Genomic DNA, 12,527 nt, shown 5'->3' with positions numbered 1-12,527 from the left:
CAATATTATTTGGAAAGATCTGAAATTTTAAAGATTGAAAATCGAGTTTGGAATTCGGTTAAAAATGAAAATAGCATAGGGCTTTTAAAAGGCCTTTCAGGCATTGCATTATTTTATTCTAAACTATTCGAAGTATATGAAGACGAAAAATATGTCACTCGGTTATTGGAAGTAGTTGAACGTATTGATGAATTGGTTTCTAAAAATACGCCATCATATACTTTTTACTCTGGTTTAGCCGGTTATGGATGGATGCTACTAAATTTAAAAAAAAATATAGTTGCTGTTAGTGAAACATATTTTGAAACCCTCGACAGCATATTAGAAGAAGCCTTACTTTCTTTTTCTAATAAAAATAATTATGATTTTCTTCATGGCGCAACAGGAGTTGCAATGTACTTTATTGAGCGGTTAAAAGCAGAAAAAAATAATGCAAATGTACTGACCATACTAACTCATTTTTCTAAAGATTTTTTAGATAAACTTATTCACGATTTGGATAAAGTCATTGTATCTATAGAAAATGAAGGAAAAAAGAAAGTTATTTATTTTGGTCTGGCGCATGGCATAAGTAGTTTTATTAATTTTCTTTTTTATTTAAGTAAGTACATTCAATCATTAGAGCCTGAAATAAAACAAGCACTTATTAAACTAATAAACTTCTTAAAATCTAAAAAGTCATTTAATACGATTTCTCAACAATACTATCCTAACTATATTGATAACCATGGTACTGTTAGTGTTTCTAGACTAGGTTGGTGTCAAGGAGATTTAGGTATTGGTCTTTCTTTATACAATGCCGGTATACTTTTAAACGACAACACTATAAAAAAAGAGGCGATAGAATTGATTACTTCTACAGAAAAAGTCTCTTTAAAAGCTTCTGCAGTATATGATTGTGTATTGTGTCATGGAAGCGCAGGTTTAGTTGTACAATATTATTTGGCTCAAAAAAAGGGTGCTTTAGATACTAAAGAAATTCAAAAAAGGTGGTATCGCGAATTAGAAAAACAAACAGGTAATTTCACCACATTTAAAACTTATGTATACCCCGATTTTATTGAGAATTCTAATATTCTTACAGGAGTTACAGGAATCGTACTTATGCTATTAACCTTAGATGGTAAGATCGAAAGCGACTGGTTAAGATCTTTAAACCTACACTAAATAATGAAATTTTTCAATACAACTGTTTCAAGAACCGCCTCTTTTTCGGTTGAATCTTTTGATAGACACAAAAATGATATTATTTCCTTTTTTGAAAAAAACACACTATTTCAATTATCCATATCAATTGCGTCTCAAGATTTATATAAAGATTTAAAAAAAAATAAAAAGGATAAGGTAAAGACAGCATTAGAAAATTACTTCAAACGCGCTCATTTTAATGCCGTTCCTTTTGGCACTTTTAGCAAAGTAGGCACCTTACAATGGGGTGTGTCGAATAAAATACATAAATCTAATATTGCTTTTATAACAATAACTGCAGATAACTCTGTTTTCACAAAAGAATTGTCGAAAGCCTTACAAACACATTGGATGAAGTATTTGTATTATACGAATCCTACAATCCATTTTTTATCACAAAATAGATTGAGCTACTATAAAACTAATGTTACTTCTGATGGAAATTTTAAAACAGAATATGCTGAGTTAGATTTTGATGAGAATATAGAGTGGGTAATTAATCAATTTAAAAAAGGAGCTAAAATTCAAGAAATCACAAATCTATTAGAGAACGATGGTTTCGAAATAAGTGAAATAAACAACTATTTAACTACAATTATTGAGGCAGGGCTTATTATAAATTCGTGCTTGTTTCCTCCTCGAAACACTTCCAAATTATTAACCATCGATACTTTAGAATCTCTACTCGTAAAAGAAAAGATTCATACTATTAATTCTAAAAAATTAATGAATTCTCTTGTGAATCGTTTAACCGAAGAACAAGATAAATTAGGTAAAGAAAATGCACACAAAAACCTATATATGGTTACTGGGTATGACCAAATGGAAGGACATATTCACAATAGTACTAAAGAAAAAATAAAGGATTATATCAATTTTACTCTAGCTTTTAATCATCATCATAAACCAATTACTGAAAAATTATTAGAATTTGGAAGAGAATTTTATCATCATTTTAATGATGATTTTGTGCCTCTAAGTAAAGTTTTTAACCCTAAATGCGGTCTACAATACAATTCTAAAAACAAGGGTGTATCTAGTGCCTTGCCTAAACCTATTTTTAAAAAAATAATCACATCTAACAACCAACCCATTTACATGGATATGCCTGATGTTAAGGTAGATCATTTGCTTAAGAAATTGGACCCAACCTTTAGCGTAATATATGAGTTGTTAAAATGTAAAAAAACAGGCAAAGAAATCATATATTTTAAATCTGCAGGAGGAGGGTCTGCCCTAAAAATGTTAGGGCGTTTTACTAATGTGACCGAAGCGCTTTGTAAGGAGATCGCGTCCTACGAAGAAAGCCGCTATAGCGAACAAATTGTAGCAGAGATTAACATGCTAATAAAACCCAGGTTATTGAATGTTTTTGCCGAAAAAAGATACTACAAACATGTAATTCCATTAAATACGGTTTTTGATGAAGATGCGTCTCCCATATATCTTGAGGATTTGTATTTAAAATTTGATGGATATCGATTTATATTAATTTCAAAGGAAAAACAAAAAGAGGTAATTCCTTCCCTCACCTCTGCTGTGAATTATCACCTAAGTAATTCAGATCTATACCGGTTTCTTTGCGATCTGCAATATCAGAATAGAGAATTGACTCCTGTAAATTTTAATATGAATTCTTATGATAGTGTTGGCGTGCCCTATATTCCTAGAATTTATCTCAAAGATGATATCCTTCTACGTCCAGCACAACTTTTATTAGTGAATAACAATTTGAATCTAGGAGACTTTAAAGTCTATGTATCTAAATTGATGGAATTGTATTCTTTTCCGAATAAAATTTGTGTTTCTGATAAAAAAGGTACAATAACCCTGGATTTTGAAAATGAAGAAACCTTTTTGATACTTCATAAAAAAATACTAAAACTAAATTCATTTTATATTTCAGAATCTCTATATAGTTCGTTTACCCCTCAAATAAAACAAGATTCAGAACATTTTGCGCATGAGTTATATAGCAGCATAAAGAATATTGATTTTGAGCCTCCTCAACCCCTATCCAATATTACAATTAACGTTAACGAAGAACATCAAAATACACCAATTCTTTCAGAATGGTTATACCTAGAATTGTACTGTAATACGTATGGCGAAAATGAAATAATAAATGCCATTATGGAATTCCTTCCTAGTACAATAGAACTCTTCTTTTTTGTACGTTATAATTACCCGAAAAATCATCTTAGAGTTCGTTTTAAAACACAATCTATAGAAGCAAAATCTATACTATTAACAAAAATAGAAGACTTAAAACGAAACAATTTGGTTTTAGAATATCTTATAAAGCCATACCATCAAGAATTAGGGCGATATGGTGGGGAAAAATTAATGATGCTATCAGAAAAAATATTCCATTTGGATAGCTTAGATACTTTTAATCAAATTATCAAACATGATACTTTAGATCAAGAGTCAATATTTTTGCAGGCAATTTTTAAAATAAAATATTATTTTGATTTTTTTAGTCTAACATTAGATGAAATGATATTGCAGTGTGAGTTAAGCGTTGCGGCATTATCCAAAGAGTTTCCTTTAGATAAAGTATTACGAAAATCTTTTAATAAACGTAGTAAAAACATATTGGTAAAAATAAATGAAAAACAGTATCATGGATTTCTAGAAATCCCCTCTCTTAAATCTGAAATTACTTTACATCTTCAAAAAAGAACTTATAAAAAAAAACAATATATTTCTGATGTTATTCATATGAGTATGAATCGTTTATTTAATGATAAACCAAGATTCAACGAGTTTCAATCTTATTATTTAACACTTAACTATTTAAAAAAATTGAAATTTACAGAAAAGACTATCAACACAAATGATTAAACGTTTCCCTTTTTATAAACAATTAGATTCTAAAGTTTGTGAGGCAACATGCTTAAAAATAATTGCAAAGTATCACAAAAAACTCATTACTTCCTATAATAAAGAAATAGATTTTAAACAGGAAATGTGAGGTGTTCCCGAAATTATTACTGAAGATTTACGTTTAATTGAACGTTTCTCTTATCAGCTTAAAGAACTAATAAAACGTTAATTAACACATCTACCCCAACCACCCATCACGATCCAGGCTTCTGTATTGAATGGCTTCAGAGATGTGATCGCCTTTGATGTTATCCACCCCTTCGAGATCGGCGATAGTTCGAGAGACTTTTAGGATTCGGTCATAAGCTCTGGCCGAAAGGTTTAGTCTTTCCATAGCTGTTTTTAGTAATTCTTTTGAAGCATTATCCAACTCACAAAATTCTCGTATTTGTTTCACCCCCATTTGCGCGTTATAGTGAATACTTAACATATCTGCATATCTTTTGGTTTGAATATCTCTTGCTTTGATGACACGTTTTCGTATATCGATACTGGATTCACCGTTGCTTTCTTCACTAAGCTTATCAAAAGGTACCGGAGTGACTTCAATATGAATATCAATTCTATCCAGCAAGGGACCAGAGATTTTACTGAGGTACCGTTGCATTTCGGCTGGTGACGACGTTACTGGGGCATCGGGATCATTAAAATATCCTCCGGGGCTTGGATTCATACTTGCCACTAACATAAAGCTAGAAGGGTACGTAACTGTAAATTTGGCCCTGGATATTGTCACTTCCCTATCTTCGAGAGGTTGACGCATCACTTCTAAAACTTCTCTTTTAAATTCAGGAAGCTCATCTAAAAACAAAACCCCATTATGCGACAAGGAGATTTCTCCCGGTTGAGGATAGCTACCTCCACCGACTAAAGCCACATTTGATATGGTGTGATGAGGACTACGAAAAGGCCGTTGAGCCATTAATCCAATATTATCTTTAACTCTACCTACAACACTATGTATTTTAGTTGTTTCTAAGGCCTCTTGCAAAGACATAGGAGGTAGTATACTTGGCAATCTTTTACTAAGCATTGTTTTTCCACTTCCTGGAGGACCCACTAAAATTATATTATGCCCTCCTGCTGCTGCGATTTCCATACAACGCTTTATGCTTTCTTGCCCTTTTACATCTGCAAAATCAAACTCAGGGTTATCCAGGGCAGCAAAAAATTCTTCCCTCGTATCGACAATGGTTCGCTCTAAGGAACCTTTATCATCAAAGTAATCAATTACCTCTTTAATATTTTCTACTCCATATACCTCAAGATTATCAACAATTGCGGCCTCTTTTGCGTTTTGTTTGGGAAGAATAAACCCTTTAAAACCTTCTTCTCTTGCTTTAATAGCTATGGGTAACGCTCCTTTGATAGGTTGAAGATTACCATCTAGAGAAAGTTCTCCCATAATTAGATATTCAGAAATGTGATCTCCTTTGATTTGCGAACTGGCAGAAAGAATGCCTAAGGCTAAAGTAAGATCGTAAGCAGAGCCCTCTTTTCGTAAATCGGCTGGCGCCATATTGATGGTTATCTTCTTACCCGGAAGTTTGTATCCATTATTTTGCAAAGCGGCGGCTATGCGGTAACTACTTTCGCGTATTGCATTATCTGGTAATCCAACTAAATGGTACCCTATACCTTTTGCTATATTAACTTCTACAGTAATTGTAGTAGCTTCGACACCAAAAACAGCACTACCAAATACTTTAATGAGCATACTCTATATTTTTGCTTAGATGCAAAAATAGCACTCCTTAGTTTTAAAAAATGAAACTCAATTTTTATATACCTGGTGAAAATTTATAAAATTAAAGCCTGAAAATCAATATTGACTTTCAGGCTTTAATAAAAGTAAGGTACACACTTTCAGAATATAATATGCAGATATTACGTGTTTCTTACCTTACTTCATTTACAAATTATACGATAAACAATTATACAACTGCTTCTTCTTGGGTTTGAAATAATTTTTCATTTAAAAACCTCAATGTTGGTATTTTATCTTTGGTATCCACCAGAATTGAAATATTATTATTACTTCCGCCATAAGAAACCATTCTTACAGGTATATAATTTAATATTTCGAACAGTTTATATGAGTTCCTGTCATTAATTACAGATTCTCCTACTATACAGATAATACTGTGATCTTGTTCTATAGTAATTTCTGCATAGCCTTCTAATTCTCTAACAATATGATCTAGATTACTGGTATCATCTATGGTGAGTGATATAGCAATTTCTGATGTTGTAATCATATCAATAGAAGTTTGAAAATTATCAAAAACTTCAAAAATTCTTCTTAGATATCCATGAGCCATTAACATCCTGTTGGATTTGATTTTAATTGCTGTAATCCCGTCCTTGGCGGAAATTGCTTTAAGGCCCTTTTTATGAATTCTATTAGAAATTACTGTACCCTGAGCTTCTGGATCAAATGTGTTTTTTAACAACACAGGGATATCTTTATCAACTACTGGTGATACCGTTTGAGGGTGAAGAATTTTAGCTCCAAAATAAGCTAACTCTGCAGCCTCATTATAGGTAAGATGTGATATTGGATATGTTTGCTCCACATACCTCGGATCATTGTTATGCAATCCATCGATATCTGTCCAAATTTGAACTTCTGAAGCATGCAAAGCTGCTCCGATAATGGTAGCAGTATAATCGCTCCCACCCCTTTTTAAGGTAGTTATTTGTCCTTCTTTATTTTTACAGACAAAGCCTTGTGTAATGTAAAGTGATGACTCAATATTTTTATCAAGAACTTTGTTTATTTTTTTACCAACCTTTTCTATATTAGGATTCTCTATAGAATCTACATACATAAATTCTTTAGCATCTAAGAGTACATTATGTACACCTGTAGCACTTAAAAACCCAGAAAAAATATAGGTCAGAAGTGTTTCTCCGTAAGTAATTATTTTAGAGTTAATTTCTTCGGAATATTGTTGACTAGATATCTCGAACATTTCTGTAATCATGATCGACAAGCCGTCTTTAAGCTTGTTTCTGACTTCAAGATCTTCGATTAACACATCTATTACGTCGGCATGTTTATTTTCAAGTCGATGTAAATTTCTGGTAATAGCGTCTGTATCACCAAATCTTATATTCTCTAGTAATCGAACTAATTGATCTGTTACCCCTGACATTGCAGAGCAAACAACAATTTTTTCTTCCTGATCTGCTGTCAAAATTGCTTTAACTCTATTCAAATTTTCAACTGACCCTACAGAGGTTCCACCAAACTTTAAAATTTTCATCAATTCTAGTTTATTATTTCATTTAACGATGCATAGTTAATTAATAACAAGTGAAGAATAAATATTTTAAAATAAAAAGCATAAATTTGTACAGAATGTTAAATATATAACAATGAAAACAATCACAGATTGCGTGCATAATATCCTAAGACACCAACCCTTTCTTGAAGATGCTCTATCGAGAGACATTATCAATTTTAGCTCTTTAGCTATTGATTTATTGCCTCAAGTAGAAAGAGTAATGAGAAAACCTGTAAAACCAGGCTCTATTGTTATGGCGTTACGGCGTTACAATCCAAAACGTATTAAAAACATTGATAATCTAAGGAGTCTAGGAGATATTGTGGTAAGATCTGGTATCACCGAATATACATTTTTAAACTCTAGTACCATATTGACTAGTCAAAGTAACCTTTTAGATAGTGTAAAGCATGAAACTAAAGCATATTTTACATACTCAAGTAATTTTCAAGAAAGCAATATACTGGTAAGCTCTTCACTTAAAAATACTGTAGAAAAACATTTTAAGGATGAAACCTGTATTTCTGTTGCAGACAACCTATCCTCTATGTCTATTGCCTTACCCGAAGATAATTCTAAAGTAATAGGGCTATACTTTTATATTTTTAGATTATTAGCTTATGAAGGAATTCCGGTTTTTGAAGTAATTTCTACCTCAAACTATTTTACGTTGTTTCTTGAAAAGGAATATGTAAACAAAGCCTTTCTTTTGATGAACGAGATAAAAGAAGATTAGACATAAAATAAAAACCCGCTGTACAGCGGGTTTTTTGTTGTAATCTATTAAAAAATTACCAGATACGTACTCTTTTGTCTGGTGCTAAATACATTTTATCTCCTTCTTTAATATCAAATGCATCATAGAAAGCATCAATATTTAATAATGGTTGAACAGCTCTGGTTGCTCCAGGAGAATGTGGATCTGTTTTGATTCGAGTTCTTAAAGCATCATCTCTCATAAGTGTACGCCACACAGTAGCCCAAGACATAAAGAAACGTTGCTCTGCAGTAAATCCATCGATATCATCTGGTCGTCCATTTTCTGCTAAAAACTTTTGAAGTCCATCATAAGCTCCAAGTACTCCTCCTAAATCTCCAATGTTTTCACCTAATGTAAATTTACCATTAATGTATAGACTATCTAATACCTCTATAGCGCTATACTGTTCTGCAAGTGCATCACCTCTTTCTGTAAAAGCTTTAAGATCATCTTCTGTCCACCAATTCTTAAGGTTTCCATCGGCATCAAAACGCGCTCCAGAATCATCAAAAGCATGAGATATTTCGTGACCTATTACTGCGCCAATTCCTCCATAATTAACAGCTTCGTCAGCAGTATAGTTATAAAATGGTGGCTGTAAAATAGCCGCCGGAAATACAATCTCATTATTAAGAGGGTTAAAATATGCATTTACTGTCTGTGGAGACATTCCCCATTTAGTTTTATCAACAGGCTCCCCAATCTCATCATAATTCTTATCTCTAGCCCATTTATCAATAGCTGCCATATTTTCGAAATATGTCTTGTCTGCAGATACTTCCATTTTCGAATAGTCTTCCCATTTATCTGGATATCCTATTTTAACAGTAAACTTATTGAGTTTTTCAATAGCACGGGTTTTAGTCGAATCACTCATCCAATCCAATTTCTGGATACGTTCCTTATAAGCTTCAATAACGTTAGTTATCATCTTTTCTGCCTTCGCTTTGGCCTCTGGCGGAAATTTCTCATCAACATATAATTGACCTAATGCTTCCCCAACAGTTCCATTTACTGTAGCAAGAGCACGTTCATCAGCAGGGCGTTGTTCTTTTTGACCACTAAGATATTTGTTATAAAATTCCCAATTTGCAATTTCAATATCTGTAGTCAATCTACCTGTAGCACTATTAAAAGTATCCCATCTAACTAACGTTTTTAAGTCTTCAATTGGCGTACTTTTCAAAAAATTATCCAATGCCTTTGTATACCGTAATTGAGTAACTATGATCGTATCAAATTTTTTAGTAATCCCTAAATCTGTAACCATTTTAGTAAGGTCAATTGAAGAAAGCATAGCATCGGCTTCTGTAATTGTTCTAGGATTATTATAATTACGAACGTCTCTTCTTTCGACTTTGTTTAATCTTGGCTCTGCAAGCTTAGTTTCTAATTCAAGAATTTTGTTAGCCGCATTAGTAGCATCAGATTCAGAATCCCCCAACATTTGCAACATTTTTGCAATATGCTTTTTGTATTCTTCACGAATCTCTTTAGATTTTTCATCTTGATCTAAATAATAATCACGCTCTGGTAATCCTAATTCACCTCCTACCAGGTATACTGCATTCATAGAACTGTTATTCAAGTCTGCCTGAACACCAATACCCGCAAATGGCGAAGAAACCGAAGGGTTTTTTGCTAACACTGTTTGCAAATCGTTTAGATTTTTAATTGATGTGATATCATCAAGAGCAGGTTGTAACGGTTTTAAACCCGCTTCGTTTCTAGCAACGGTATCTAACTTGGTATCAAAAATAGCTAATGCCTTGGCTTGATCGGTATCTGCACTATATTTTCCGCTTTCTTTTGCTTTTGCTAAAATGTCTAAAACATCTTTATCGGTAGATTTACGTAATACTCCAAATCCACCCCAACTTGTACGGTCGTCTGGGATTTTTGTGTTTTTCATCCAATTACCATTAACGTAATTGTAAAAATCTTCTTTCGGACTAACACTAGTATCCATATTTTCCAGAACTATTCCTGGGATTTTTTCTACTACAGCAGTAGTATCAGTATCACTTTTTTTTGTTTCATTTTTACAACTCACAAAAGCAAGTGTGAATGCAGCCAAAAAATATACATTCTTCAATTTTATACTCATTTTATTATTATATTAAGATTATTTATAAAGAATATGACGTAAAAATAAATATTCTGTTACGCATATTAAGCCGTAATATATATAAAATGGATACTGTTGATAGTAAGAAGCCGTTTTTTTTAACTAAAAAATAAGATTTAAAATTTTAAAGGCTTAAAAATAAAGAAGTTTTATATTGTGCTATATCTCTGTTATTCAAGAATAGGTTATTTAATAAGTCTTTTGTCAAAACTAAAAGGTTCGATGTTAATCAACTTTACCTTATTAAATTTAGGATGTAATGGATTGATCAAAAGATTTTGTTCATTCGGAATAATGATACTAGGTACTTTTATCCCAACATATTTCTCATCATTTATCCATTGCATTACAAAACTTTGAATCTCTATAGGTGCTGGAGTTTCTTTCCAATTTTTGGGAAGCTGATTTATATTTATTTCCGTTACTAAATTACTTGGTATTTCTATAGATGCCATAGCCATATCATCTGGAAAATAAGCGGCGGGTAAATGTGCTAAAACTTCTAAAGCAGAAAGTGCTTCCGATGTACTCGTATACAATACGGCTACTCCTTTAGGATTCCACCTACCTCCTACTGTTTTTGCCCCAATCCCTGTAAGATCTTTAATATATTTCTGTTTTGCTATCCTGTATACTTGCATTATGCAAAAATTCCATGCTCTATTCGTACCAGTTCTTCGTTAAGCAATTGAAAACCAAAGGTAGTATCTAAAAGTTCTTTAGGTTTTTTCATAGCAAGAGCAACACTAGGATGTTCCATCCAATTTTTAAAACGATTTAGATCTCCAAAAATGTTTTCCCCTTTAGCATAAAGCTTCGCTAATTGTAATGCCTTAGCACTGGCTTCGGTGCTCATTTTTTTATTCAAATCATAACGTTGAATAGTGCGTTCGGACACATGTAGTACATGTGCTAATTCTTTAAGGTCAAAACCAATTGTTTTTGCAAGATGTAATAATGCTTTTTTGTCTATCCCGTTTCTAGACAATTCAATAAAGTCGTACATATTACGTAAAGGAATATCGATATTTAGATATCGAAGCAACCCTTTATTCTCAAAACTATCAAAATCTAACGGAGATACTGCTCCCATACTTTTATGTTTTGCGACAAAAATACAAAAAATAATGACAACTGTCACTATCTGCACATAAAATTAAATCTAACTTAACACTTACGACATTTAATTTAATCCAAAAAGGTAAAAACCCATCTATTCTAGACACTATTAAATCAAAGTAAAAATCTAATTATTTATTTTTTGTCGGAACAATAACGAAACAAAATGGAGTAATGTTGTATACATATTACATAGTATTTTAAGTTTAGCTAAAACGAATACCATAAACAGCACCTATTAAGACACATTTTAATGTATTATAGGACTAAAAATCAAACAAATACCTAAAATTTATAATTTATTTGTTAAAAAAAACAAAAAATATAACTCACTGAACATCTTGTAATTACTAGGGTTTTCGGGTTTTTTCGAATTTCGAAGCTATAAAAAATCAATATTCTACCTTAATTTTTTACGTTTTTAGTATAAAATATTGTATATTGTCGTTGATTTTGTGTTTTACAACGATAAAAATCTAAATAATGTAGTATAAAACCTACATTTTTAAAATTTGAGGTTTAACCCTAAAAACCAAACTATATGAAAACATTTTTACCCCTATTAGCTTTGTTTTTAACCAGCATAACTTTTGCAAACACAAAAATCGACATTTCATACAAGTTAATGTCGGTTACAGAGAATACTGTAGTTAATGGTTTAGATGAAAATACCGAAGAAGGTGTTATATTTATTACAGAGAGTCTACATATTGAGGCTGGAGCTCGTATAAAAGTGAGAAACGCATGTTTAATTATCTTAGGTGACTTAACAGGTAACGGAATTATAGATATTGATGATTCTGCAACAGTTACTCTTGAAGGTGAAGAACAAGGTAGAATCACTTTTATTAATAATTTTTTGGCAGATGATACTTGTCAACAAAGTAAAGATCAAAAGACCTTTAGACATATAATCGAAGTACCCCAAGGTCTAAAGTACAGCCTTTATAACATGTCTGGAAGATTATTAGACAAAGGAGAAATCGATGATTACATCCATTATCTTGTAGATCCAAAGACATATTTAATAAAAATAGAAGGTTATAAAATAACAAAATACGTTTTCAAAGGCTAACCCCATAATCATTAAAAGTAAGGTTTAAAATCCACGACAATTAATCTTAAGTCGTGGATTTTTTATATGAATACAATA

The 12,527-nt window shown here is 31.9% G+C and carries 9 protein-coding genes; 4 read left to right on the top strand and 5 right to left on the bottom strand.

Annotated features, from left to right (window positions below; translation table 11 throughout):
• Window positions 1-9: 9 nt before the first annotated feature.
• Both ABW637_RS08460 and ABW637_RS08455 read left to right on the top strand, forming a co-directional pair.
• On the top strand, window positions 10-1,167 hold the full coding sequence (locus ABW637_RS08460) for a lanthionine synthetase LanC family protein (RefSeq protein ID WP_367584220.1): 1,158 nt from the start codon (window positions 10-12) through the stop codon (window positions 1,165-1,167).
• Between the two features lie 3 nt (window positions 1,168-1,170).
• Window positions 1,171-4,035 (top strand): lantibiotic dehydratase, encoded by a 2,865-nt coding sequence (locus tag ABW637_RS08455; RefSeq protein WP_367584219.1) that lies wholly within the window; start codon window positions 1,171-1,173, stop codon window positions 4,033-4,035.
• 220 nt (window positions 4,036-4,255) lie between these two features.
• On the opposite strand, the gene ABW637_RS08450 is transcribed toward ABW637_RS08455, so the two are convergent.
• Together ABW637_RS08450 and ABW637_RS08445 are read right to left on the bottom strand one after the other, a co-directional pair.
• A complete protein-coding gene (locus ABW637_RS08450; protein WP_367584218.1) occupies window positions 4,256-5,794 on the bottom strand; it encodes a YifB family Mg chelatase-like AAA ATPase in 1,539 nt (512 codons plus the stop codon).
• Between the two features lie 217 nt (window positions 5,795-6,011).
• Window positions 6,012-7,346, bottom strand: a complete 1,335-nt coding sequence (locus ABW637_RS08445) for an aspartate kinase (RefSeq protein WP_367584217.1) — start codon at window positions 7,344-7,346, stop codon at window positions 6,012-6,014.
• Between the two features lie 112 nt (window positions 7,347-7,458).
• Between ABW637_RS08445 and ABW637_RS08440 the strand changes: the two genes are divergently transcribed.
• Window positions 7,459-8,103 carry a hypothetical protein gene (locus ABW637_RS08440; RefSeq protein WP_367584216.1) on the top strand — a complete coding sequence of 215 codons (645 nt, stop codon included), beginning with the start codon at window positions 7,459-7,461 and terminating at the stop codon, window positions 8,101-8,103.
• A gap of 55 nt (window positions 8,104-8,158) precedes the next feature.
• On the opposite strand, the gene ABW637_RS08435 is transcribed toward ABW637_RS08440, so the two are convergent.
• From ABW637_RS08435 to ABW637_RS08425, 3 genes are all read right to left on the bottom strand, one after another.
• Window positions 8,159-10,234: a M13 family metallopeptidase gene (locus tag ABW637_RS08435; RefSeq protein WP_367584215.1), complete on the bottom strand. Its 2,076-nt coding sequence runs from the start codon at window positions 10,232-10,234 to the stop codon at window positions 8,159-8,161.
• A 206-nt stretch (window positions 10,235-10,440) separates the two neighbouring features.
• Window positions 10,441-10,896 (bottom strand): RES family NAD+ phosphorylase, encoded by a 456-nt coding sequence (locus ABW637_RS08430; protein WP_367584214.1) that lies wholly within the window; start codon window positions 10,894-10,896, stop codon window positions 10,441-10,443.
• Entirely contained in the window at window positions 10,896-11,348 is a 453-nt protein-coding gene (locus tag ABW637_RS08425) for an Xre family toxin-antitoxin system antitoxin (RefSeq protein WP_367584213.1), read from the bottom strand. The genes ABW637_RS08430 and ABW637_RS08425 overlap by 1 nt, the downstream gene beginning before the upstream one ends.
• Window positions 11,349-11,915: 567 nt before the next feature.
• On the opposite strand from ABW637_RS08425, the gene ABW637_RS08420 reads away from it, so the two are divergent.
• A complete protein-coding gene (locus ABW637_RS08420) occupies window positions 11,916-12,449 on the top strand; it encodes a hypothetical protein (RefSeq protein ID WP_367584212.1) in 534 nt (177 codons plus the stop codon).
• Window positions 12,450-12,527 lie beyond the last annotated feature (78 nt).

Source organism: Aquimarina penaris (assembly GCF_040786285.1).
GTDB lineage: Bacteria > Bacteroidota > Bacteroidia > Flavobacteriales > Flavobacteriaceae > Aquimarina.
The sequence above is the reverse complement of the archived record's forward strand: the minus strand, read 5'-3'. Positions and strand labels throughout refer to the sequence as shown.